The sequence below is a fragment of the Sphingomonas sp. HMP9 genome (assembly GCF_013374115.1).
Taxonomy (GTDB): Bacteria; Pseudomonadota; Alphaproteobacteria; order Sphingomonadales; family Sphingomonadaceae; genus Sphingomonas.
Genome location: NZ_AP022673.1, coordinates 2,917,456 through 2,940,053, shown reverse-complemented (window position 1 = coordinate 2,940,053; position 22,598 = coordinate 2,917,456). Strand labels below are relative to the sequence as shown.

Here is a 22,598-nt window from a genome sequence, read left to right as displayed (position 1 = left end):
AGCTGGGCTTGGCACCCGTGTCTATGTGATAGGTGACATTCATGGTCGGCCCGATCTGCTAGAGCGCATGCTCGACGTCGTGGAGCGCCACGACGCACAGCGCGCGCTCCGTACACGCCGAGAAGTGGTCTTTGTCGGCGACATCATCGATCGTGGCCCACATTCGCGCGAGGCACTGCAGGTACTGAACGAAGCGCAACGACGCTTGCCAGAGCTGGTCACGCTGCTCGGCAACCACGAGGAGATGCTGCTACGCGCGCTCGCAGGCGATGAGGTAACAATCCGCGGCTGGATGCGGGTCGGCGGAGCGGAGACGGTGGAGAGCTTTGGTCTCTCCGCGCTCGCAGAAGGTGAAGACGCAGTACCCTTTGTCGCAGCCCTGCAGCGGGCGGTTCCCACCGAATGGGTGGAATGGCTTCAGTCCTGGCCGCTTACCGCGCGATCGGGCGACTATTTCATCTGCCATGCCGGGGTGAAGCCGGGTGTAGCACTCGCGCGCCAAGCCCGGCGCGACCTTTTGTGGGCACGCCACGAATTCCTTGATGATCCCCGCGATCACGGCGCGATCATAGTCCACGGTCATACCATCAGCGAAGAGGTCGAGATCCGCCGCAACCGGATCGGCATCGACACCGGCGCCTATCGCACGGGTACGCTAAGCGCAGTCTGCCTTGAGGGGACGGAGGTGGAGGTGCTGACCGTCCACGGAGACGTGACGACCAGCTGACTGGCCGCGCGGTCTCGTCAACGGATCCGACTATATTACCCGGCTGTACCGATCGGGCGCACACATCGCTACAATCGCTTTGCGGCTTGAGCGTCCTATACGCGATGAGCGTTCAGACATAAGCGAGCCTGCGCGGTAGCCCGTCTCATCGCGCGAGAACCAAGGCAGAGGCACCCCCAAATAGACGTACTGCCAGATCGGCACTCGCGGCACTGACCATCGACCTCGGTACGTTTGCGATGCGCGTGCGCAGCGGCAAATTTTGAATCTCGCGCGACCAGTATGTATAGTTCCAGTCTACGATCTCGTAGCCGCAGTCGCGCAACGTATCGAACGCAGTTTCTTTCGAGAAATAATGGAGGTGACCCAGATCGCCGCGCACGCGCGTGAACAGCCCTGCTCGAAGCAGCATCTGGACCGACATATCGAGCGGAATGTGGAAAAGCTTGTAGGTCGCCCGACTGCGGATCGCCTGCAGGAAGCCGAGATAGTCCGGAACATGCTCGAAAACGTCGATCGCCATCAACAGATCAAATCCGCCAATGTCAGTAGCGATCATATCCTGAAGGTAGAAGTTCACGCCGTCTTGTGCCTTTGCTGAAGCGAGATTAAAGGCTTGCGGAGAAATCTCGTACCCGGAAAACCGTGTCTTCGGCCGCATTTCATGGAGCGCCTGCAGTATACCGCCGGCGCCGCAACCGATCTCGGCGACTGCTACAGGATCAAGCCCATTGCGCTGCAAAATCGTGTTTATCCAACGCGCCTTCATCGGGGAGTCGTCTTCGTGCCAACCAGGGTTCGCCTCAAGATAGCTCCCGTCGCTGTAACGCGTCTCACCCATCGGTCAGTCTCCTTACCCTCACGCTGTGCAGGGGATCTGCCCGGCGTCAAGACATGCGAGCACCGACTGCAGGTTGCGAGCTGGGGATGGCGCCTCCTCAGAGGCGGCGCCCGGACGAGGTCGTCCCGCTGCTCCACGACTAAAGCGGCATAGGTCCTTTAATGCCGCCCCGCTTTGCTGCTACCCCGAAGGTATGACAAAGCCTATGGTCAGCGTGGTGATCCCAACATTCGGTCGCGCGACCCTTGTGGAGCGCGCGATCCGCAGCGTGTTTGCTCAGACACATCAAACAACCGAGGTCATCGTGGTGATCGACGGCGACGATCCGACCACCGTCGCTACACTCGAACGCCTTGGCGATCCGCGGCTTCGCTGGATCGTACATGCAAACCAGCAAGGAGCCGGGCCGGCGCGAGACACAGGAGCTGCCGCATCGGCCGGAGAGTGGGTGGCGTTTCTCGACGACGATGATGAGTGGCTGCCGACCAAGTTGGAGCGCCAACTCGCAGCCGCCCCGTCCGATCGCCCGGCGCTGCTGATGACACTCTTTCGATGGGTGAGCCCGCGCGGCGATTTTGTGAAGCCCGCGCGTCCCTATTCGGGCAGCGAACCGATCGACGAGTGGCTTTTCGATCGCCATAGCTGGATGCAGGGTGGCGAGGCCATGCTGCAGACATCTGCCCTGATGGCGCCTCGCGCGCTGTTCGAGCGGCTGCGTTTCCGCGACACCAAGCAGCACGAAGAGTGGGAGCTCGCGATCCGGGCGGTCAAGGAGCACGGTTACGTATTCATCACGGTGCCCGAGCCCCTCGTTATCTACTACGTTCCGACCAGCGCGCCCTCGCTCAGCAAAACGTACACATGGCAGCGTTCGCTCGAATGGATCGATAGCTTGGGCGACCTGATCACCCCACGCGCCTATGCCGGCTTTTGTCTGACGGTGGTGACGCAGGGGCTCACAGGGTCAAAGGCGCCCTTTGCCTTGATCGCCCTACTCCGCGCGGCTTTTCGCCACGGTCACCCGACTGCGCGGCAGCTCTTCGCCTTTGGTCTGATCGCGGCAATCCCGCATCGCCTCCGCAGCTGGGCTCGCGCGTACGCCAAGCGAAGCGCCGCGCATCGCACCATCCAACGGCACTGAGCGACACGATGACGCGAATTGCGGATACAAGCGATGCTTCGACTGCCCCGACGCTCATTCCGGGGTCGAATGGCACTGCCAGCAGCGAGATTTACGCCGGCATCCAGTGCTTGCGGTTCGTCGCGGCGCTGATGGTGGTGGTGCGTCACGCCACCTACTACACGAGCGAACGCCTTTCGTCGGACATGGCGGTGTGGTCCAACGGTGGCGCCGGGGTAGACATCTTCTTCATCATCAGTGGTTTCGTCATGATGATCACGGCAGGCAAGTTCGAGCGGCGAGCGGGTGGCTGGGCAGACTTCGCGCTTCGGCGCCTCGTCCGCGTTGTGCCGCTCTACTGGCTGGCGACGACGGTGAAGCTCGCGACCATGCTGCTGGTGCCTGCGGTCGTGCTGCACGCAACGCTGGACTGGGGCTATGTCGCCAAATCCTACCTGTTCGTCCCCGCTTACGCCGATGACGGCACGATAGCGCCACTGATGGCCGTGGGATGGACGCTGCTGTTCGAGATGTTTTTTTATCTGGTCTTCACGCTCGCGCTCGCGTTACGCGTCAACATCCTAGCCTTTTGCGGCGGTGTTCTTTTGTTGTGCGCAGCAGGATCTCTGTTCAAACCGGATCCCTTCCCGGCCTACATGATGTACCTGGATCCGCTCGTGCTCGAGTTTTTGATCGGCATGGCATTCGCACGGTGGGCGACGGGCGCGCGACTGGGCCTCGTCACATGCATCGGCTTGTGCGCCGTCGGCTTTACCATCATTTTCGCCTTTCCTGATGCCTCCTTCGACAATGCCGGCCTCCTACGTGCGATCGGTCCAGCGCTCGTGGTTCTCGGCGTCATCAGCATCGAACGGCATGTGCGGAGCTTCCCCCGCCCTCTCGTTTTCCTGGGAGCCGCATCCTACTCGCTCTACATGATGCATCCACTGATAGCGCCGCTCGGCCCTGCCTTGCTGCAACGGGCAAGGCTGGTCTGGCCGATACCGTCGGTGCTCCTATCCATTGCTCTCGCACTCTTTACCGCACTGATCGTATTCGCGCTGTTCGAGCAGCCCGTGACGAACCGTCTCGTACGGCTGCTCCGGCTGCAAGAGCGTCGGGAGTCTCTCCGTTGACAGCCCGAACGATCGTGATCAGCTCGGAGCTTGAAAGGTTATAGCGCTGGCCGACGGAGCAAGTAGTAGCCGATCCGGTGCCGGATCGCCGCCTTGGTCAGTTCTGCACCGATCCGCTTAGCGCCATGCGCCAGTGACCGGAGTCCAACGGTATCCACCGAGATACTCCGCCGGCGCGTCTGGGTGACGATCTCAAGTCCATTGTCAGCGGCAAGCCAGGCGATTGTTTCCGGCCCAAACGCGTTCAGGTGCTCGAGCGGCTGGATCGCCCCATATGCTTCGACGTCACCAGGAATGGCGCGCGCGCCACCTGCCGCAAACAGCGCGACGCGTGGCAACCCTTTGGCGGGAAGCAAGGTGGCGAGCCGACCGCGGTACGGGATTGCAACCTTGAACAAACCGCCGGGTTCCACCGCTCGCGCCAGACGCTTGAAATCGCGGCCGGGGTGAACAAGGTGCTCCATGACCTGCTCGGTATGGACGAGATCAAACCGCATCCGGTCGATCTCATGATCGCCGATGACCTGCACGCCTAGCGTTGCGGCCAAGCGCTTCTTGTCGTCACCAATCTCGGTTGCATAGACCTCGGCGCCCATGGCGCGCGCGACCCGCGCCCACCGCCCCTGCCCCATGCCGAAGTCCAGCATCCGGATCTGTGTCGGCAGTTTGCCTAGCTGCTCGAACAACACCGTGAACTCGCCGGCGATACGGTGAAAATTGTCCAGGGTGAGTAGTCCTTGCTCAAGGACATTCAGCGAGGCAGGGCTGATCATCTGGCTGTATATGACCTCGAGCATTGCCTCGTTGGGTGTGTTCACCTGGTAAATTAGGCCGCACCGGCGACACTGGTCGATCACGAAGGTCACCCCTTCCAGCAGCGACCAGTCGACCACCCCTTGTTCGGCAAAGCTTGATGCCACCAGCGATCGGACAGGATCGTCAGTATAGGGGGCCTCGTATAAGCGCACGGCGTCGCGATCGTGGAGCTATGCTGGAATTTGGGTGACGAGGCGATCAGGCGGCGCGGGTTGATTGGCTGTCGATGACTTCGGTGCCGTCACGGAACCTGACACCGGCGACGACTTTGGGCAACTGGTTCTCGCCCTTCAGCCGACGCCATTTCCTGGATGCGGCGATGACGAGCTTGAAGACCATGAGGCGTGCCGTCTTCGGCGACAGCGCGCCCTTGGTGCGCACCGTCCTGTGGCGCACGGTCGCAAACACGCTTTCGATTGGGTTCGAGGTTCGCAGATGGTCCCAGTGCTCGGCGGGGAAGTCGAAGAAGGCTAGCAGCCTCTCGCGGTCCTTGGTCAGGCATTCGACCGCCTTGGCGTATTTCGCGTCATATTTCTCGGCAAAGACTGCGATCGCCTTCTCCGCCGCTGCGCGCTCAGGCGCGCTGTATATCTCGCGCAGGTCGGCTTTCATTGAGGGCTGCACCGACTTCGGCACTTTGTTCAGTACATTGGCGACCTTGTGCACCCAGCAGCGCTGGTGGCGCGTGCTTGGCCAGACTTCGTCGAGCGCCTTCCAGAAGCCGAGCGCGCCATCGCCCACCGCGATCTCGGGAGCGATCGTCAGGCCGCGCCGTTTCACCTCGACGAGCAACTCGCGCCAGCTCTGGGCGCTTTCACGGACGCCCACCTGGAAGCCGACCAGCTCCTTCCTACCCTCAGGCGTGGCGCCGATCAGCACCAGCATGCACTCGGAATGGTCCTCCATCCGCGCCTGCAGGTAGACGCCGTCCGCCCACACATACACGTAGCGGCGAGCAGATAGGTCGCGCGCCTGCCAGTGCTCGTATTCGACCTGCCATTCAGCGGTGAGCCGACCGATCACCGCCGGCGAGAGGTTGGGCGCGTCCTTGCCGAGAAGCGCTGCGAGCGCCTCCTGGAAATCGCCGGTAGAAACCCCGCGCAGATAGAGCACCGGCAGCAGCGCATCGAGGCTCTTCGTTCGCCGTGCCCAGCGCGGCAGGATCGCCGACGAGAAGCGCACACGCTCCCCTCCCTCGGCCGCGCCGCGATCACGGATCTTCACGCGCGACACTGGCACCGGCCCGATCCCGGTCTGGACCTGACGCTGGGGTCCATGGCCGTGGCGCACCAGGCGCGGCCGCCCGTCCGGCAGCCGCAGATCCTCTCGTGCCGCCAGGAACGCCTCGGCCTCCAGTTCCACCGCCTGCGCAAGCAGGCGGCGAGCTCCGGCACGCAGCACATCGGTCAACGGATCGTCGACATCATCGGGCTGGCGAAATCGAACAACGTTGGTAGGGTCGGTCATGGCGTATCGCTCTCCTCGAGAGGTTCTGGCAGGTTCGTCACCCGCCTCGATACGCCGCCTTCAATCCTCCACCGTCACCCATTTTCCAGCATAGCTCGCGATCGTGGCATACCGGGCACTCGGTCCGTACATCAAAAGCGGGCGCGGGGGTGGAGTTAGACATTGTCACCTATACGCTTGCAAGGAACGGGACGGGGAGCAAGTCGACTTCACGACGTCCCCTCAGCGGTACGGCTGTGGATGCGCCGACGAAAGTCCCGCACGCCATGGTGCACGACGATCGTACTGACGAGCCAACCGGGTAAGATCGCAGCGACGGTCCAGACGGGCTGAGCAATTGCGATCACCAGCAAGACAGCGGGAACGCTGACAACACTGGCCCACAAACTGGCCTGCGCAAGCTCACGGAAATCCCCACCGGCTTGCAACAGTACGTTATTTGGTACCTGTATCACGATGATCAGGGATACTGCGGCCCACAGCGTCGCCCCCAAGCGCACGGTGGCAAGATCGTAGCTGCCGGGAAACACGAGATCTGGACGAAACAGAACAATCGCCCCTGAGAATATGATCGTGACGGTCCATACCAGCAAGAGGACAACGCGGAACAGTACGATCGAGCGATCCACCTCCCACATCGCACCGGTCTCCAGGAAGCGGGCCATTTGCGGTCGTTCGTACTCGATCAGAGCATTCTGGATGACGTTAATCGGGCGCACTAGCAGCGCACTGGCTGCGATTGGTGCGACCGCAACGGCCCCCACAAGGGTGGTCAGCAGGTAAATGTGCGCGTTTGCGACCGCCTCTGTTGCCGTGACCGAAAGCAGCGACCACCGCGATTGCGCCTGCCAGGTCGCGGCATAACGGCGTAGCGCCACGCGGCGGGGGGAACATAACAACGTGACGAAACCGAGACCAAGACTTGCAACTGCAGCGGCCATGCCGAACGCGAGAGCCGGGTAGACAGCCCGCTCGGATGCGACATGCACCCAGCCGACATTGACTGCCAGGATACCCAGAGTAACGACCGCGTAGCTCACGTCAGATATCGTGACTCGCCAAGGCTGTTCGGCAACATAGCACCACGCACGTCCCACCGAACGCAGGATGGTCAGCATGCCGAAAGCGCCATAAAAAATCGCGGCAAACGGTTCAAGGCCGAGCGCCAGGCCGACCAGTACAAACACCGGACAGGCGACAAACGCCGTCACCGTGGCGGTGGGTACCACCGTCGCCACGATCGCCGATCGGCTCGACTGATCAGCGGTTTGAAGCGCCTGCATCGGCGCACCGAAAAGCGCGCCTGACAGAGAGACGGTGAACATGGCCGCAGCGAACAGGAAAGTGAAGGTACCGAACGTGCCTGGAGCCTCAAGACGCAGCATGCTGAAAGACACCAGGAAGTTGGCGCCAGCCACAGCGACGGGCCCTGCGGCGGCCATGGCATAGCGCCGAAACCGCATTACGTAGGACGTGTGACAAAGCTCCGCTCGATTCACGCATCGTCCTTATCGAGCCGGCGTCTTACACATCTTGCTGACAATCCGCGGCCCTCTACAGGTCACTCACGGGCGAGGACGGTCACCCCTGCTGCCGTGTAGCAATAAAAATGGTCTCACCACGCTCGAGCCCGTAGCGGCTAACCTCTGGCTCGGTCGCCACATAGCTGGTGTGATCAAGGCCGGCTTCCTTGAGCCGATCACGGAAGTCCCGCCCGTATAGACGCAGATGGTCGTCTTGGTTGAAGTACAGATCCCTTCCCTCTTCCGTCGTAATCGACGGATCCTCATAGGTGTGTTCCCAAGCCTCGAACATCGGCACCGACAGGAGCGCACGCCCGTTGGGTCGGAGCACCCGAGCGATCTCGCGCATTGCCTTACGATCGTCCGGCACGTGCTCCAACACATTGTGGCAGATTACGGTGTCGAACGAACCGTCGGGAAATTGAATGGCCTGTAGATCGACCTGCGTCTCACCTTTGGTGGGTTCATAGTCGGCGCGTAGATAGCTGCCACCGGTTGCCTTCAACCGGTCGGCGTAACGCCGGTCGAAGCAGGGTTCCGGCGCAAAGTGGAGGACCACAGATCCATTGAGCCAATCAGGGTGCCGTTCCATCAACAGGTGATGCTGACGATGTCGACCGACTGAACGGCACCTGGGGCATTCGCCATCGAATACCATGGGCTGCCGGCCCTTAGCCCAGAACAGGCCATGATAGCTACAGATCGGGCAATCTCGAGGATGACGTCCCCGGATGTCGCGCAACAGCTGTGCGCTCGCTTCAAGCAAGACAAGCTGATCGACTACCTTACGCGGTAAAACATTCTTCAACCGTGCCCGCGCCGTCTTGCCAAACATAGTCCCGTCGCCCTTCTGATCGCCCATGACCGCATGGCCGATTTTTTCCACGCTGTCACTTGCCCGCTGGTGGTACTGGATAATGGTGCCAAGCCGAAACGGTCAGTCGAGGCACACCATGTCGAACAGTTCGCCAGATCGCCTGCGTCACTAGCGCCGATGCGCGCGACATGGGAACGCCCGCCATTAGCCTGCTGAACGCTGTAACAGTGAAAGATGCACCATATTGACTTGGCCCAAATAGCGGTTCTGTCCAGCTCCTGACCTGCTCCCCAGAATTCATGCTATTGGCAAGTTAGCTCGTCAGATGGAGACGAGCGATGCGGCGAAGCCGATTTACCGATGATCAGATCATTGGGGTGCTGGGCAAGCATGAGGCTGGAATGGGAACGGCTGATCTGTGCCGTAAGCACGGGATCAGCGATGCGACCTTTTACAACTTGAAGTCGAAGTACGGCGGGCTGACGGTGTCCGACGCGGCACGGCTGCGAACGCTGGAAGATGAGAACTAACGGCTTAAAAAGCTGCTGGCGGAGTCAATGCTGGAGGTATCGGCGCTGAAGCATCTGCTGTGGAAAAACTGACCCGGTCCGCAGAGCGCTACGCTGCGGTGAGGAAGCTGATGGCAGATCAAGCCTACCGACAATGCCTCATGGATTCGTTCAACGATCGCCTCCGCGACGAATGCCTGAACGCACACTGGTTCCTGTCCATGACCGACGCCCGAGCCAATATCGAGGTCTGGCGACAGGACTTTAACGAGAGATGTCCCCACACATCGCGTTATTGGATGACGCCGGTCGAATGTAATGCTGCCGCAGCCGCCAAGGCGGCCGAATGAACGCCGGACACTCACCCTCAGTTCGAATGAGAAACCGGGGGACCCTCACCAACCCATTGCCGAGACGGGCAAAGTCATGAAAACAACCATTCGCGATCACGCTGTCGGCGACGAGAAATCGATCACTTAGCGGCTGATGGTCGGGGAGACAGGATTCGAACCTGCGACCCCCTGGTCCCAAACCAGGTGCGCTACCAGCCTGCGCCACTCCCCGACAGCGCTGCGGTTAGGGAAACATTGCCAAATACGCAAGCGTCCTGTCGTCGCAACGCCGCAATGCTGCGATGACGATCTGCGGGTCGCGTCAAAAATGACGTCCATTTCCTCGCTTCTACCGCCACCGCATGAGCCACTGGCTTGAAAGATACCCCGCCGCATTGTCATATTTCATATCATCAGATGTCAGATCGATCGGTGCTGCCTCCGGCTGCTGCGCGGGAGGAGTAAGGATACCGCCCAGACGCACCCGCCGAGGCGTGGTTTGGAAGGGGCGGGCATCGACCGGTCGATTTGGAACGCATGACTGCCGTCTACGCCAACTACGATCCTCGCTATCTCGCTGACGGCGGTCACCGCGCTTCAGGCGGTCCGGCGGCGATCCAAATATCGAGACAGGGTTAGCGATTTCGCAACGTCTCGGCACAAAATCCAGGTCGCAATCTACGCGACTCATTCCGATCGTCAGTCCGTTTGCTGTCGATCGGCAGATTTTTCAGACCGGAGCCGACCCGCCACAGTGGCCCAGGTCTTGATTTTACTGCAGATTTTGGTGGGCGATGACGGGCTCGAACCGCCGACATTCTCGGTGTAAACGAGACGCTCTACCAACTGAGCTAATCGCCCCCTCCTGGGTGGACGTCCGATGCCAAAGCCCGGCGCGCGGGGCAAGCTAAAAGGGCACGGGCCATTACGGAATCCGCAGGTCGGCGCCGCTGGTGGCCGCGATGTACCCGCGCATCGCCTCGCTCGCGCGGTCGGAGAGTACCATAAATGCGCGCCGCCGGTCGTGCGCATCGGGGTGGCGTTCGAACAATCCGGTGTCGGTCATCCGCGCGATCCAGCGCAGTGCAGTCGTCGGCGCGACCGCGGCGGCGATACACAGGCTCGACACCGAGACACGGCCTCGCTCCAGTTCGGCCGCGTAGAGATCGAGCAGCATGTCCCAGCCCGGATCCTCGAACAGCGTCGCGCCGAAGAACTGGTCGCGCAATCGCCGCGCGCGGATCGCCCGACGGACATCCGCCGCACTCGGCTCAGCCAGGGCAGGTGGCGCACCGTAGCGGTTGGTGCGATCACCGACGATGGGCGGGGCGGGTGCATCGCCTTCGATCTCCGCGCGCGTCAGTCGCGCGAGCGCTTCGGCGATCCGCGCGACCTCGGTGTTCAGTCGCTCGAGCCGGGTGCCGTCGGTCTCGCGGTGGACATCGAACACGCCCGCCGGGATGCGCGAAGCTTCGGCGGCGACCACGATCGCCGCGACGCAATCGCCGATCGTGGGATCGACCAGCAACCGGGTGCTGCCGCCCAGCGTCGCCGCAGCGACGACGTCGATCTCTTCGACGCTCAGCGCGACCACCAGCCCGGCCTGCAACGCCGCCGCCAGATCGACGATTTCGGGCAGGCGTTCGGCGAGCAACGCGGGATCGATTCCGGCGGCCTCGACGACGATCACTTGTGGTGCCGCGTGATCGCTTGATGTTGCCTGCCAATCGAGGCGGGCGAGGATGCGGCTATGTAGCGCGGCGAGGGCAACGGTAAGCCGGTCCGACGCGTCCGGCGCGGCGATGAGGACCACGTCGATCCCCGTGTCGTAATTCGCCGCATCAGGCAGGCCGTCCGGTCGGGTCATCAAACTCTCCGCTGTGATGCGGAGACTAACCTGCGCCACGCGCGGAGTTACACCCGAACTGGATCGAGTTTCGTTGGAACCGGGAACCTTACGCGTAGGGGTTAATCCAGCGCCTTGACGATATCCTCGACCATCTTCTTCGCATCCGCCAGCAGCATCATCGTATTGTCACGGTAGAACAGGTCGTTATCGACCCCGGCATAGCCGACGCCGCCCATCGAGCGCTTGATGAACAACACGGTCTTGGCCTTTTCGACGTCGAGCACGGGCATTCCGTAGATCGGCGAGGTCTTGTCGGTCTTGGCGGCGGGGTTGGTCACGTCGTTCGCGCCGATCACGAAGGCGACATCGGTCTGCGCGAACTCGCTGTTGATGTCCTCCAGCTCGAACACGTCGTCATACGGCACGTTCGCCTCCGCGAGCAGGACGTTCATGTGCCCTGGCATGCGCCCTGCGACCGGGTGGATCGCGTATTTCACGCGGACGCCCTCGGCCTTCAGCTTGTCGCCCATCTCGCGCAGGACGTGCTGCGCCTGCGCCACCGCCATGCCGTAGCCGGGGACGATGATGACCTGCTCGGCCTGGCTCATCAGGAACGCGGCATCCTCCGCCGAGCCGCGCTTCCATGGGCGATCGATCGCCGTGCCGCTGCCGCTGGTATCCGCAACCGCGCCGAACCCGCCGGCGATCACGCTGATGAAGCTGCGATTCATCGCGCGGCACATGATGTAGCTCAGGATCGCGCCCGAGCTGCCGACCAGTGCGCCGGTGATAATCATCGCGCTGTTGTGCAGCGTGAACCCCATCGCGGCAGCCGCCCAGCCCGAATAGGAATTGAGCATGCTCACCACGACCGGCATGTCCGCCCCGCCGATCGGGACGATCAGCAGGAAGCCGATGACGAAGCTCAGCAGCGTAATCGTCCAGAAGATCCACGCCGACTGGTCGGTGACGAAATAAGCGATCAGCCCGAGGATGCCGGCGAGCAGCGCGATGTTGATGAGGTGGCGCCCCGGCAGCATGATTGGCCTGCCGCCCATATTGCCGTTCAATTTCAGGAACGCGATCACTGAGCCCGAGAAGGTGATCGCACCGATTGCGACGCCGAGCCCAAGCTCGATCCGGCTTACCGGGTGGATCACCGCGAAGGGCTGGCCGATCATTGGGATGACGAGGTCGGATATGCCGAATGTCTGCGGGTTGAGATAGGCGGCGACGCCGACCAGCACCGCGGCGAGCCCGACGAGGCTGTGGAACGCGGCGACGAGCTGCGGCATCGCGGTCATCGCAATCCGGCGGGCGGTGACGAGACCTATCCCCGCGCCGATGCCGATCGCCGCGAGGATTTCCACGACCGTGACCCAGTCGATCATCAGATCGTGCGGGTTCCCCAGCGGCACCGCCATCGAGCGCAACGGGACATGCGTCACCAGAGTCGTCACGACCGCGATCGTCATGCCGATGATACCGAAGCGGTTGCCGCGCTGGCTCGATGCCGGGCTCGACAACCCGCGCAGCGCGAGGATGAAACACACCCCCGCGACGAGATAGGCGAGCGAAGCCCAAGGGCTAACCGTCAGTTCATGCATATCGCGTCCCCTCGCCTGGCGTACCGCTCACTTGCTCGAAGCGGGCGCGACCGGCCGTTCCTTCTTCTTGTACATCGCCAGCATCCGCGCGGTGACCGCAAAGCCACCGAAGATGTTGACGCTCGCCAGCACCACCGCGACCAGCCCGAGCGCCTTGGCGACGCCCGAACCGGCACCGATCGCCCCCAGAACCGTCGGGGCGGCCGCGGCGATCAGCGCGCCGACTATGATGACGCTCGAGATCGCATTGGTCACCGCCATCAGCGGTGTGTGCAACGCGGGCGTGACCGCCCAGACGACGAAATACCCGACGAAACACGCCAGCACGAAGATCGACAGGATCGCGATAAAGTCCATTATTCGGTTCCCGATTTTCTCACGCTGCGGCGCGCGTTGCGGCAGGGACGGCGCGTCCCAGTTCTTCGGCGGCTTCGATCCAGCAGGCGATCGCATCATAGGCGTTCGCGAGCGCGTCCTGCGGCGTGTCGCCATCGGATTTGCATCCCGGCAGCGCGGGGGCGGTCGCAAGATACCTACCACCATCGGCCACCGGGAGCGGCCGGATCACGACTTCATAATCCTCAGGTTTCATGGTCCGCTCCACAAACGCGCTAGAAGCAACGATACCGTACATCAGTCCTCACCGGTACGGGGAGGGGGACCGGCCGCAGGCTGGTGGAGGGGGCGGGCCGCAGACGATACGATCATCGTCACCACGGCTTCGATATCCCTCAGCACGTCGCTAGCGGCCACGCGCAGCACCCGGTGGCCATTCTGCTCGAAAAATTGGTCGCGATCGGTGTCGCGCTGGGGGCGATCGCCGCGGCCGTGGAATTCGCCATCGACCTCTACCGCCAGCTTGGAAGCGGCGGAGTAGACGTCACACACATAGGGGCCGATGGGATGCTGATGGCGGAATTTGAAGCCGGTCTTCTGTCCTCGCAGATGCTCCCAAAGCAGAACCTCTGGAAGGCTCATCTCGCGGCGTAGTCGGCGGGCCAGCAATACTTCAGGGCGTAGCATATGCGGGACGCCCCCTCCACCGGCTGCGCCGGTCCCCCTCCCCGTGCCGGGGAGGAATATCACGACGACAGCCGCGCGTTCACGATTTTGCCGCCTTGGGTCAGGCGGATCGTGTCGCCGATCTCGGCGTCGAGCACGGGGCGGCCCGCGTCCTTGTCCCAGAAGGCGTTGAGGAAGTTGAACAGGTTGCGCGAGAACAAGGCGCTGGCGTCCGCCGCGAGCCGCGAGGGCACGTTGCGGTGGCCGACGATCTTCACGCCGTTCACGACGACCACCTCGCCCGCGACCGAACCCTCGACATTGCCGCCTTGTTCGACCGCGAGATCGATGATCACCGAGCCCGGCTTCATGCTCGCCACCTGTGCTGCCGAGATCAGGCGCGGCGCAGCACGCCCGGGGATCAGTGCCGTCGTGATGACGATGTCCTGCTTGGCGATGTGTCCCGACACGAGCTCGGCCTGCGCCGCCTGGTATTCGGGCGACATCTCGCCGGCATAGCCGCCCGTCCCCTCGCCTTCGATCCCCGCGACATTCTCCACGAAGATGGGCTTGGCGCCGAGCGACTGGATCTGCTCGCGGGTCGCGGCGCGCACGTCGGTCGCCGACACCTGCGCGCCCAGCCGCCGCGCGGTCGCGATCGCCTGGAGCCCGGCGACGCCGACGCCCATCACGAACGTCTTGGCCGCACTGATCGTGCCCGCCGCGGTCATCATCATCGGGAAGGCGCGACTATATTCGGCGGCCGCGTCGAGCACCGCCTTGTAGCCCGACAGGTTCGACTGCGACGACAGGATGTCCATCGACTGCGCGCGCGTGATGCGCGGCATGAATTCCATCGCCAGCGCTTCGTAGCCTGCCGCGGCATAGGCCTCGACCCGCGCACGCCCACCATCGGGACCGGCACCGAAGGGGTTGAGGCTGGCGACGATCCACGCTCCCGGCGCGACACCGGCAAGAGCAGCAGGATCAGGCCCCTGCACGCCAAGCACGATATCCGCCCCCGCCAGCGTTGCCGCACGGTCGCCTACCGACGCGCCGGCCTCCGAATAGGCGGCATCGGCGATCGAGGCGGTATCCCCCGCCCCCGCCTCGACCGCGAGCGCAGCCCCCAGCGCAATGAACTTCTTCACCGTTTCCGGCGTCGCGGAAACCCGCCGCTCGCCGTCCGCTTGCTCTTTCAGGACGGCGATCTTCATGCCGTTACGAGATCAGCCAGATGACGAGTGCGACGACCAGCGCACACCCGACCGCGCCCCATTTCATCATTCCCGTCACGCTCGAATAGGTCGCGACGTGCGCCTTCATGTCCCCGTTGCCGGCCATGGTTCGTGCCCCAATCCTGTCAGTGCCATCCTCTATGGCCGGGACCTTATCGCGCACATCGGGGAACGCCAAGCAGGACATTTAAGTCCGCCTTTACTTGCGCTAGCTATTGCACGTGCCGGAACGGGACGGGATTCGCCATGACGCGCAATGGCCAGCGCCTATTATTGCTGATCGACGACGAACCCGCGCAGCGGCGGCTGGTGGCCGCACTCGCCGCGCGCGGCGGCTGGCGCGCAGTTTTCGCAGCGGACGACGAGACCGCGATCGCTACGCTCGGCACGCAGGACGGCATGCAGCTCGATGCGATCGTGATCGATCACTGGGCACCCGACGAGGATGCGACCACCCTGATCGCGACCTTGCGCGAACGGCGCCCGGCGCTGCCGATCCTGGTCATCACGGCGAACGGATCGGTCGCGCACGCGGTCAGCGCGATGCGCGCCGGCGCCACCGATTTCCTGGTCAAGCCCCTCGCCCCCGATCGCCTGCTCGCGGCGCTGGACGCGGCGGTGGCCGGCAAATCGTCCGGCGAACTCCGCCCGCTGACCGAGAAGATTCCCGCGCTGCTCGCGTTCGACGAGATCGTCGGTTCCTCGCCCGATTTTCGCGCCGCACTGGCGATCGCCGCGAAGGCCGCCCGCGCGCGTGTCGCAATCCTGCTCGAAGGCGAGATCGGCGTCGGCAAGGATGTCATCGCCGAGGCGATCCATGCCGCCTCCCCGCGCGCGAAAAAGCCGATGATCAGCGTCAATTGCGGCGCGATCCCCGCGAACCTTATCGAGTCGGAGGTGTTCGGTCATGAAAAGGGCGCGTTCACCGGCGCGTTCGAACGCAAGATCGGGCGGTTCCACGATGCCGACGGCGGTACGCTGTTCCTCGACGAGGTCGGCGAAATGCCGCTCGAGGCGCAGGCAAAGCTGTTGCAGGTCCTCCAGACCGGTGAAGTTCTTGCGATCGGTGCCCGCCACCCGCGCGAAGTCGACGTCCGCGTGATCGCCGCCACCAATACGCGGCTGCTGGACGAGGTCGAGGCCGGGCGGTTCCGCGAGGATCTGTATTACCGTCTCAACGCGGTCCAGGTGACGATCCCGCCGTTGCGTGAACGCACCGGCGACATTCCCGCGCTCGCCCGCCACCTGCTCGCGCGGATCGCCGAACAACCGGGGCTGCGGCCGCTCGGGATCACCGATTCCGCGCTCGCGCTGCTGGTCCGGTACGACTGGCCCGGCAACGTCCGCCAGTTGCAGAACGCGCTCTTCCGCGCGGCCGTGCTGTGCGAGGACACCGCGCTGACCGAAGAGGATTTCCCCGAGATCGCCGCACTCGGCACGCGCGAGCGCGCACCCGCTGCGCCCGCACTGGGTGGCGGCGGCGTCACGCTGTTCCGCCCCGACGGCAACCTCCGCGCGCTTGAGGAGATCGAAGCCGACGTCATCCGCCTCGCGATCGGCCACTACCGCGGCCGCATGACCGAAGTCGCCCGCCGCCTCGGCATCGGCCGCTCGACCCTGTACCGCAAGCTGGGTGAACTCGGGATCGACAACGCTGCTTGAGGGAATGTCGGACTTTGGTGAAAAGCTCACATTTCAGCCAACAAGATCGATAGCGATTTCCCCGGGATCGGAGTCCCATCATTTAGTTTGGATAGTCAGTAGGAAACGATCGGGCGAGGAGCGCTTCCACATGACTCGGCACTCTTCATATTGTTTATTGGTAAGGGTGCACACTTTAGATCCTGAACGGTCTTTTTTAATACGCCAAGTCCCGCCATCAGTTACTGGAAGGCGTTGGCATATTACCTTCTCCCATGTTCCATCGGCATAAAATCTTTCTATGGGCGGGCAGCCACCAATCCGACTACCTTCCAAGTAGATATCCAATGCCAAGACCTGATCGGTATTAAGGATCGATTTTTCTCGAGGTTTCGCGCCGTTTAGTTGGTGATCATATACCACCAGACCATCTGATGAATAAGGTTTTACTGGTAGCGTCCGAGAATAATTTCGGACTTCCGATGCGGAATATCCGGGAACTGCGACACACGAGATGCCCAACGCCGCAACGGTGAATGCCACTACCGATCGCATATTGTGAACTCCTGCTACTGGAGTATTGGGGCTATGTCTTAATGTCTGATAGTGGGCGGTTGTTGATAACAGCTCAAACAAACCCCTCCACGATTTGTGCGTACACCAGTGCCGCTCGTGGAGCCGCGGCGTCGCGACGGTTATTACTCTTTTACAGCCGCCCCATCTGACGACCAGCCTACCACAGCACGCCGTGTTCGGGTTGCAGCGGCTCTGGAGCCGGGTCGCCGATCGCCTGGAGCAGGTCGATTTCGATCGTCCGGCACATCGCATTCAGCGGCACGTCGTGGATCGTGTCCGCGAACGGATCGACCAGGTCGTCGCCGATCTGCAGTACGGCGAGGAACATCAGGCCGGCGATCGTCGAGCCGACCGGCGTCGCATAGCCAAGCGATTCGACCAGGCCGATCGGGAGCAGGACGCAGAACAGGCGCGTAAACAGGCTCGGGAAGAACCGGTATTGGTTGGGGAGCGGCGTGTTCTTGATCCGCTCCATGCCGCCCTGTGCGTTGGCGATATCGACCAGGATCGCCTCGAACTGCGTCTGCTGGATGGTGTCGATCCAGCCGTTGCGCCGCGCGATGTCGATCCGGCGGCCCGTGCCGTCGAGCAGGCCGTTGGCGATGTTGGTACGATCGAGCGCGAACGAGGCCTCTTCCTTCGACAGGAACCGCAGGACTTCGGGGGGGGCGGGCTGTTTGCGCAGCTGGCAACGCAGCGCATTCACATAGGCGATCTGGCGGAGGACGATCGTCCGCTTCATGTCGTGCCCTTCGGGCTCGGGCAGCATATTGCGCGCCATCCGTGCGAGGTTGCGCGAGGCGTTGATCATCAGGCCCCATAGCCCACGGCTCTCCCACCAGCGCTGATAGGCGGAGTTGTCACGGAAGCCGAGGAACAGCGCTAGCGCGGTACCGAACAGCGTCAGCGGCAGCGCGGGCGCATGGAACGGCAGGACGTAATAGGTGATCGTGACGATCACGTCCCAGACGAACAGGCCGAGCAGCGGGCGCCAGACCTCGCTCAGAATCTGGCTCATGCGTGGTGTTGCAGTGACAATCAAACGAGAACTCCCTTGTGTACACGGCTTTTAATGCGCGAAAGGGCGTTTCGCTGCAATGCAGCGACGATCAGCCTTCGACCAGCGACTGATCGCGCAGGCCACGCCAGATTTTGAGCGCCTGCACGGTTTCGGCCACGTCATGGACGCGCAAGATCTGGACGCCGGCCTCGGCGCCTTTGACCGCCAGTGCGATCGAGCCGGCAAGACGTTGCCCGACCGGCGCTTCGTTCGAGAGGGCGCCGATCAAGCGCTTGCGGCTGGCGCCGAGCATGATCGGGCAGCCGAGCCCGTGCAAGATCGCGAGGCCGTTGAGCAGCGCTAGGTTCTGGCTGAGCGTCTTGCCGAAGCCGATGCCCGGATCGACCATGATCCGCGATCGCTCGACGCCCCCCGCGACGACTGCGGCGATACGCGTTTCGAGCCAGTCGAAGACGTCGGTCAGGACGTTGGCGTAGCCGCCGTTGCCATGGCCGCCCTTCTTCGGGTCGGGAGAGTGCATCAACACGACGGGGCAGGCGCTCCTCGCAACGATGTCTAGCGCACGTTCGTCCCAGAGCAGCGCGGCGACGTCGTTGACGATGTGCGCACCCGCGGCGAGCGTCGCCTCCATGACCGCGGCCTTCCGCGTGTCGACAGAGACGATCGCGCCGGCGCGCGCGAGGCGTTCGACGACGGGGACGAGGCGGGCGATCTCGTCGCCTTCCCAGACCGCCGCCGCGCCGGGGCGGGTCGATTCACCGCCGACGTCGATCAGCGTCGCGCCGGCGGCGGCCATGTCGATGCCGGCGGCGGCCGCAGCGGCGGGGTCGTCGACATGCTTGCCGCCGTCGGAGAAGCTGTCCGGGGTGACGTTGAGGATGCCGGCGACGATCGGCTGGTCGAAGCGGAGCGTGCGCTCGCCGAGCTGTAGGGCAGCGCGGGGGCTGGTGATGACGGCGTGGAGGTGGGCGGCGCGTTCGCCAAGGTTGGCGACGTCGGCGACGGGGATCGTGCGGCGGGTGCGGGCTTCGATCGCCTCATAGGCGGCGAACCACTGCATGCCGCCCGCGAGCCGCGCGACGCTGCCGTCGGGATGGCCGATCGGGGTGTCGACGAACTGGACGGGGCGGAGGTGGAGGCTGGTCATGATCCCCTTTTCCTCAAATCCGCCTGTCGTTCAAACCGCTCACGCCGTTCGTTCCGTATCGAGGGACATGTACCTCGATACGAGCCCTCGACTACGCTCGGTCTCTACTCGGCACGAGCGGCATTCTTTCAGACTGTCGTCGCCAGCAGGTAGGTCTGGCGGAGGTCGTCGATCGGTTTCAGCCCCTTGTCGCTCTCGTAATGCCAGAAGCTCCAGCCGTTGCAGGCGGGCGCGTTCTGGAGGGTCGAGCCGAGTTTGTGGATCGAGCCGATCGTCCCGCAATCGCTGAGCAGCGAGCCGTCCGCGCGGATCGTCGCGCGCCACCGCCGCTTCGAATCGGTCAGCACCGCGCCCGGCGTCAGATACGCATTCTCGACCAGCACGCCGAACGCGACCTTGGGCTGCGTGCGCGGGCTCATCATCGTGCGGATCGCGGATTCGTCCAGCGGCAATGCGGCCTCGATCCGCTCGTGCGCCGCCTCGATATAGTCGCCCTCGCGGTCGATGCCGATCCAGCTTCGCCCCAGCCGCTTGGCCACCGCGCCGGTCGTGCCGGTGCCGAAGAACGGATCGAGCACCACGTCGCCGGGCTCGGTGCAGGCCAGCAGGATGCGGTACAGCAGCGCCTCCGGCTTCTGCGTCGGATGAACCTTTGTGCCGTTCTTCTTCAGCCGCTCGGCGCCGCCACAGGTCGGGAATTCCCAGTCGCTGCGCATCTGGAGCTCGTCGTTGAGCGTCTTCATCGCGCGGTAGTTGAAGTGATACTTCGCCTTCTCGCCCTTCGACGCCCAGATCAAAGTCTCGTGCGCGTTGGTGAAGCGCGTGCCGCGGAAGTTGGGCATCGGGTTCGTCTTGCGCCAGACGATGTCGTTGAGGATCCAGTAGCCGAGATCCTGTACCGCCGCGCCGACGCGGAAGATGTTGTGATAGCTGCCGATAACCCAGAGCGAGCCGTCGTCCTTGAGGATGCGGCGCGCTTCCTGAAGCCAAGCGCGAGTAAAGCGGTCATAGGCGGCGAAGGTGTCGAACTTGTCCCAGTCGTCGGTGACCGCGTCGACATGGCTGCCGTCGGGGCGATAGAGTTCGCCGCCGAGCTGGAGATTATAGGGGGGGTCCGCGAAGATCATGTCGATCGAGTTCGAGGGCAACGCCTTCATGCGCTCGATACAGTCGCCCCTTAGGATCTGATCAAGGGGCAGGATCTGGTCGAGCGGGAGGACTGGCTTAACCGCCGGTTCCGCTGCCTTTTTCGCGCGCGGCCGCGCGATCGTGTCGATCAAACCCATGTTTTCCGCCCCTTGTCGCCGCCATAGCGGCGGAATTGTCCGACTCCGTCAAGCGAACTTTCGTTAACGGCGTTTCGGCGCGATTCCGTCGATGCGACCAATCGAGTCACCGTCGTCCAGATATTGAGTCGTGGGAGACGTGCGGCTCAAGCCCTTGGGGTGTGGCACGAAAGACTCAGCTCATCGCTTCCTTTGCGAAAAGTCCCTCGCGCGCCAGATAGGCCGCGGCGACGGGGGCGAAACTGCGGCGGTGAATCGGCGTGGGGCCGTGATCGCGCAGCGCTTTCATATGGTGCGCACAGCCATAGCCCTTGTTCGAATGCCAGTTGTATTCGGGGTGGACGTCGGCAGCGGCGATCATGATCAGGTCGCGCGTGTGCTTGGCGACGATCGAGGCGGCGGCGATCGACAGCGATTTCGCATCGCCGCCGACCAGCGGGGTGGCAGGGTAGGTCCAGCGGGGCAAGCGGTTGCCGTCGACGAGGACGTGGCCCGGCGCGTGGCCGAGTTCGGTGGCGAGCGCGTCGACCGCCAGCGTCATCGCCTTCATCGTCGCCCAGTAGATATTGAGCGTGTCGATCTCGTCGGGCTCGACGATGCCGATGCCGACGATCGCACAGCCCTTGAGCCGCGCGCAGAGCCGTTCGCGTTCGGAGGCGGAGAGCTTCTTCGAATCGTCGATGCCGCGGGGTACGCCCTTCGAGGGCAGGATCACGGCGGCAGCCACGACCGGGCCAGCGAGCGGGCCGCGACCGGCTTCGTCGACGCCGGCGACGGGGCCGACGCAGAGCTTTTCGTGTTTCATGCCGGGCATTATCGGTCTTTCAGATCGTCGAACGGGGCCGTGCCGAGCGCATGCCCCATCGGGCCGTGTCCTGCGCCGAGCCCGGGGGCGTGTGCAAGCGCGGCGCGGACGAACGCGATCGCGCGCTCGACCGCGGTTTCCAGCGGCAGGCCTTGGCCAAGGCCCGTGGCGATGCCGCTGGCGAGCGTGCAGCCGGTGCCGTGGGCGTGGCGGGTTTCTATGCGGGGGTTGGTCCAGCGAAATTCGCCGTCGTCGGTGACGAGGCGATCGGTGACGTGGTCGCCTTCGCCGTGACCGCCCTTGATCAGGAGTGCGGGGCCTAGGTTACGGATTGCTGCTTCGCCGCCGAGGGCTACCAGTTCCGGGAGGTTGGGGGTGACGAGCGTGGCGATCCGCATGAGCCGCTCGAAGGCTGCGATCGTGGCGGCGTCGGCTAGGATGGAGCCGCTGGTCGCGATCATGACGGGATCGAAGATTATGGGGATTCTACTCCCCTCCCTGGCAGGGAGGGGTTGGGGGTGGGTCGGCTTGGGGCTGGCGGCGGGCTCGCCAAGCGGCCGACCCACCCCCGGCCCCTCCCTTTCAGGGAGGGGAGAAAGACGCTCCAGATAAGCGGCGACCGCGTGGGCGGTTTCTGCCGAGCCGATCATGCCGATCTTGATCGCGTCTATGCCGATGTCGCGGACGACCGAGTCGATCTGCGCGAGGACCATGTCGGTCGGGACCTGGTGCACCGCCTGCACGCCAAGCGTGTTCTGCGCGGTGATCGCCGTTACCGCGGTCATCGCGTGGGCGCCGAGCATCGTGACGGTCTTGATATCCGCCTGGATTCCTGCGCCGCCGCCCGAATCCGAGCCGGCTATTATGAGGATTCTGGCGGTCATTGTGTGGTGTGGGTCGGAGTGAAGTATAGAAAGTGCAGACGCTCGCGCGGTTCTGCTGGGCTTGTGTACTTCGGTTGGATTTGGGGTGTGGCGACGGTGAAGGTCATGTTTTGCGGTATGCCATGATCGCCGGGTTGTAGGACAGAGGGGATCACGTCACCAATCCACCCCGGCGAAGGCCGGGGCCCAATTGGGAAGGTCGAAGTAACGGAGCGGTGCCCTTCGTTATCACCGTCCCCCAATTGGGCCCCGGC

At 63.5% G+C, this 22,598-nt stretch carries 22 protein-coding genes, 2 tRNA genes and 2 pseudogenes; 6 read left to right on the top strand and 20 right to left on the bottom strand.

Features of this window, described 5'->3' with window-relative positions; genetic code table 11:
• Positions 1-67: 67 nt before the first annotated feature.
• Entirely contained in the window at positions 68-727 is a 660-nt protein-coding gene (locus tag HMP09_RS13235; protein ID WP_232090260.1) for a metallophosphoesterase, read from the top strand.
• A gap of 145 nt (positions 728-872) precedes the next feature.
• On the opposite strand, the gene HMP09_RS13230 is transcribed toward HMP09_RS13235, so the two are convergent.
• Complete coding sequence (locus HMP09_RS13230; RefSeq protein WP_176500741.1) at positions 873-1,568, bottom strand: class I SAM-dependent methyltransferase; 696 nt, start codon at positions 1,566-1,568, stop codon at positions 873-875.
• A 193-nt stretch (positions 1,569-1,761) separates the two neighbouring features.
• Here HMP09_RS13230 and HMP09_RS13225 point away from each other — a divergent pair, with 193 nt between their 5' ends.
• Positions 1,762-2,709 carry a glycosyltransferase family 2 protein gene (locus tag HMP09_RS13225; protein WP_176500740.1) on the top strand — a complete coding sequence of 316 codons (948 nt, stop codon included), beginning with the start codon at positions 1,762-1,764 and terminating at the stop codon, positions 2,707-2,709.
• Between the two features lie 8 nt (positions 2,710-2,717).
• Positions 2,718-3,824: an acyltransferase family protein gene (locus tag HMP09_RS13220; RefSeq protein ID WP_176500739.1), complete on the top strand. Its 1,107-nt coding sequence runs from the start codon at positions 2,718-2,720 to the stop codon at positions 3,822-3,824.
• A 38-nt stretch (positions 3,825-3,862) separates the two neighbouring features.
• Here HMP09_RS13220 and HMP09_RS13215 read toward each other — a convergent pair whose 3' ends face one another.
• The 4 genes from HMP09_RS13215 to HMP09_RS13200 form a co-directional block, all read right to left on the bottom strand.
• The gene (locus HMP09_RS13215) at positions 3,863-4,744 is read right to left on the bottom strand and encodes a class I SAM-dependent methyltransferase (protein WP_176500738.1); all 882 of its coding nucleotides are present in this window, start codon (positions 4,742-4,744) and stop codon (positions 3,863-3,865) included.
• Between the two features lie 94 nt (positions 4,745-4,838).
• Positions 4,839-6,107: an IS256 family transposase gene (locus HMP09_RS13210; RefSeq protein WP_176500218.1), complete on the bottom strand. Its 1,269-nt coding sequence runs from the start codon at positions 6,105-6,107 to the stop codon at positions 4,839-4,841.
• A gap of 209 nt (positions 6,108-6,316) precedes the next feature.
• Positions 6,317-7,570: a hypothetical protein gene (locus tag HMP09_RS13205; protein WP_176500737.1), complete on the bottom strand. Its 1,254-nt coding sequence runs from the start codon at positions 7,568-7,570 to the stop codon at positions 6,317-6,319.
• Between the two features lie 118 nt (positions 7,571-7,688).
• Positions 7,689-8,516 (bottom strand): class I SAM-dependent methyltransferase, encoded by an 828-nt coding sequence (locus HMP09_RS13200; protein WP_176500736.1) that lies wholly within the window; start codon positions 8,514-8,516, stop codon positions 7,689-7,691.
• Between the two features lie 269 nt (positions 8,517-8,785).
• Here HMP09_RS13200 and HMP09_RS18455 point away from each other — a divergent pair.
• Positions 8,786-9,043: pseudogene (locus HMP09_RS18455) on the top strand (transposase); the annotation flags it as partial.
• A gap of 54 nt (positions 9,044-9,097) precedes the next feature.
• Positions 9,098-9,306, top strand: a pseudogene (locus HMP09_RS18450) (integrase core domain-containing protein); the annotation flags it as partial.
• Between the two features lie 137 nt (positions 9,307-9,443).
• Here HMP09_RS18450 and HMP09_RS13190 read toward each other — a convergent pair.
• The 9 genes from HMP09_RS13190 to HMP09_RS13150 form a co-directional block, all read right to left on the bottom strand.
• Positions 9,444-9,520, bottom strand: a tRNA-Pro gene (locus tag HMP09_RS13190).
• 553 nt (positions 9,521-10,073) lie between these two features.
• A tRNA-Val gene (locus HMP09_RS13185) sits at positions 10,074-10,149 on the bottom strand.
• A gap of 64 nt (positions 10,150-10,213) precedes the next feature.
• Entirely contained in the window at positions 10,214-11,155 is a 942-nt protein-coding gene (locus HMP09_RS13180; protein WP_176500735.1) for a MarR family winged helix-turn-helix transcriptional regulator, read from the bottom strand.
• Positions 11,156-11,256: 101 nt separating this feature from the next.
• Complete coding sequence (locus HMP09_RS13175; protein ID WP_176500734.1) at positions 11,257-12,744, bottom strand: NAD(P)(+) transhydrogenase (Re/Si-specific) subunit beta; 1,488 nt, start codon at positions 12,742-12,744, stop codon at positions 11,257-11,259.
• A 27-nt stretch (positions 12,745-12,771) separates the two neighbouring features.
• A complete protein-coding gene (locus tag HMP09_RS13170; RefSeq protein ID WP_056415987.1) occupies positions 12,772-13,101 on the bottom strand; it encodes a proton-translocating transhydrogenase family protein in 330 nt (109 codons plus the stop codon).
• 19 nt (positions 13,102-13,120) lie between these two features.
• Positions 13,121-13,336, bottom strand: coding sequence for a type II toxin-antitoxin system HicB family antitoxin (locus HMP09_RS13165; RefSeq protein WP_176500733.1), 216 nt, complete (start codon positions 13,334-13,336; stop codon positions 13,121-13,123).
• Between the two features lie 41 nt (positions 13,337-13,377).
• On the bottom strand, positions 13,378-13,767 hold the full coding sequence (locus HMP09_RS13160; RefSeq protein WP_176500732.1) for an endonuclease domain-containing protein: 390 nt from the start codon (positions 13,765-13,767) through the stop codon (positions 13,378-13,380).
• 59 nt (positions 13,768-13,826) lie between these two features.
• The gene (locus HMP09_RS13155; RefSeq protein ID WP_176500731.1) at positions 13,827-14,963 is read right to left on the bottom strand and encodes an NAD(P) transhydrogenase subunit alpha; all 1,137 of its coding nucleotides are present in this window, start codon (positions 14,961-14,963) and stop codon (positions 13,827-13,829) included.
• Between the two features lie 4 nt (positions 14,964-14,967).
• Complete coding sequence (locus tag HMP09_RS13150; protein ID WP_082441508.1) at positions 14,968-15,090, bottom strand: aa3-type cytochrome c oxidase subunit IV; 123 nt, start codon at positions 15,088-15,090, stop codon at positions 14,968-14,970.
• A 140-nt stretch (positions 15,091-15,230) separates the two neighbouring features.
• Here HMP09_RS13150 and HMP09_RS13145 point away from each other — a divergent pair, with 140 nt between their 5' ends.
• Positions 15,231-16,646, top strand: coding sequence for a sigma-54-dependent transcriptional regulator (locus HMP09_RS13145; RefSeq protein ID WP_176500730.1), 1,416 nt, complete (start codon positions 15,231-15,233; stop codon positions 16,644-16,646).
• A 78-nt stretch (positions 16,647-16,724) separates the two neighbouring features.
• On the opposite strand, the gene HMP09_RS13140 is transcribed toward HMP09_RS13145, so the two are convergent.
• The 6 genes from HMP09_RS13140 to thiD all read right to left on the bottom strand — a co-directional run bounded on the left by HMP09_RS13140 (position 16,725) and on the right by thiD (position 22,344).
• A complete protein-coding gene (locus tag HMP09_RS13140; protein WP_176500729.1) occupies positions 16,725-17,168 on the bottom strand; it encodes a hypothetical protein in 444 nt (147 codons plus the stop codon).
• Between the two features lie 190 nt (positions 17,169-17,358).
• Positions 17,359-18,243, bottom strand: coding sequence for a bestrophin family protein (locus HMP09_RS13135; RefSeq protein WP_176500728.1), 885 nt, complete (start codon positions 18,241-18,243; stop codon positions 17,359-17,361).
• A 67-nt stretch (positions 18,244-18,310) separates the two neighbouring features.
• Complete coding sequence (folP, locus tag HMP09_RS13130; RefSeq protein WP_176500727.1) at positions 18,311-19,369, bottom strand: dihydropteroate synthase; 1,059 nt, start codon at positions 19,367-19,369, stop codon at positions 18,311-18,313.
• Between the two features lie 128 nt (positions 19,370-19,497).
• On the bottom strand, positions 19,498-20,655 hold the full coding sequence (locus HMP09_RS13125) for a site-specific DNA-methyltransferase (protein ID WP_176500726.1): 1,158 nt from the start codon (positions 20,653-20,655) through the stop codon (positions 19,498-19,500).
• 175 nt (positions 20,656-20,830) lie between these two features.
• Positions 20,831-21,469, bottom strand: a complete 639-nt coding sequence (locus tag HMP09_RS13120; protein ID WP_176500725.1) for a ribonuclease HII — start codon at positions 21,467-21,469, stop codon at positions 20,831-20,833.
• The gene (gene thiD, locus HMP09_RS13115; protein WP_176500724.1) at positions 21,469-22,344 is read right to left on the bottom strand and encodes a bifunctional hydroxymethylpyrimidine kinase/phosphomethylpyrimidine kinase; all 876 of its coding nucleotides are present in this window, start codon (positions 22,342-22,344) and stop codon (positions 21,469-21,471) included. The genes HMP09_RS13120 and thiD overlap by 1 nt, the downstream gene beginning before the upstream one ends.
• Between the last annotated feature and the right edge of the window lie 254 nt (positions 22,345-22,598).

Bases quoted from the DNA above. Each gene is read 5' to 3' on its own strand.
- HMP09_RS13235 (WP_232090260.1), top strand. From the start codon at position 68: ATGCTCGACGTCGTGGAGCGCCACGACGCACAGCGCGCGCTCCGTACA.
- HMP09_RS13230 (WP_176500741.1), bottom strand. From the start codon at position 1,568: ATGGGTGAGACGCGTTACAGCGACGGGAGCTATCTTGAGGCGAACCCT.
- HMP09_RS13225 (WP_176500740.1), top strand. From the start codon at position 1,762: ATGACAAAGCCTATGGTCAGCGTGGTGATCCCAACATTCGGTCGCGCG.
- HMP09_RS13220 (WP_176500739.1), top strand. From the start codon at position 2,718: ATGACGCGAATTGCGGATACAAGCGATGCTTCGACTGCCCCGACGCTC.
- HMP09_RS13210 (WP_176500218.1), bottom strand. From the start codon at position 6,107: ATGACCGACCCTACCAACGTTGTTCGATTTCGCCAGCCCGATGATGTC.
- HMP09_RS13205 (WP_176500737.1), bottom strand. From the start codon at position 7,570: ATGCGGTTTCGGCGCTATGCCATGGCCGCCGCAGGGCCCGTCGCTGTG.
- HMP09_RS13180 (WP_176500735.1), bottom strand. From the start codon at position 11,155: ATGACCCGACCGGACGGCCTGCCTGATGCGGCGAATTACGACACGGGG.
- HMP09_RS13175 (WP_176500734.1), bottom strand. From the start codon at position 12,744: ATGCATGAACTGACGGTTAGCCCTTGGGCTTCGCTCGCCTATCTCGTC.
- HMP09_RS13170 (WP_056415987.1), bottom strand. From the start codon at position 13,101: ATGGACTTTATCGCGATCCTGTCGATCTTCGTGCTGGCGTGTTTCGTC.
- HMP09_RS13165 (WP_176500733.1), bottom strand. From the start codon at position 13,336: ATGAAACCTGAGGATTATGAAGTCGTGATCCGGCCGCTCCCGGTGGCC.
- HMP09_RS13160 (WP_176500732.1), bottom strand. From the start codon at position 13,767: ATGCTACGCCCTGAAGTATTGCTGGCCCGCCGACTACGCCGCGAGATG.
- HMP09_RS13155 (WP_176500731.1), bottom strand. From the start codon at position 14,963: ATGAAGATCGCCGTCCTGAAAGAGCAAGCGGACGGCGAGCGGCGGGTT.
- HMP09_RS13150 (WP_082441508.1), bottom strand. From the start codon at position 15,090: ATGGCCGGCAACGGGGACATGAAGGCGCACGTCGCGACCTATTCGAGC.
- HMP09_RS13145 (WP_176500730.1), top strand. From the start codon at position 15,231: ATGACGCGCAATGGCCAGCGCCTATTATTGCTGATCGACGACGAACCC.
- folP (WP_176500727.1), bottom strand. From the start codon at position 19,369: ATGACCAGCCTCCACCTCCGCCCCGTCCAGTTCGTCGACACCCCGATC.
- HMP09_RS13125 (WP_176500726.1), bottom strand. From the start codon at position 20,655: ATGGGTTTGATCGACACGATCGCGCGGCCGCGCGCGAAAAAGGCAGCG.
- HMP09_RS13120 (WP_176500725.1), bottom strand. From the start codon at position 21,469: ATGCCCGGCATGAAACACGAAAAGCTCTGCGTCGGCCCCGTCGCCGGC.
- thiD (WP_176500724.1), bottom strand. From the start codon at position 22,344: ATGACCGCCAGAATCCTCATAATAGCCGGCTCGGATTCGGGCGGCGGC.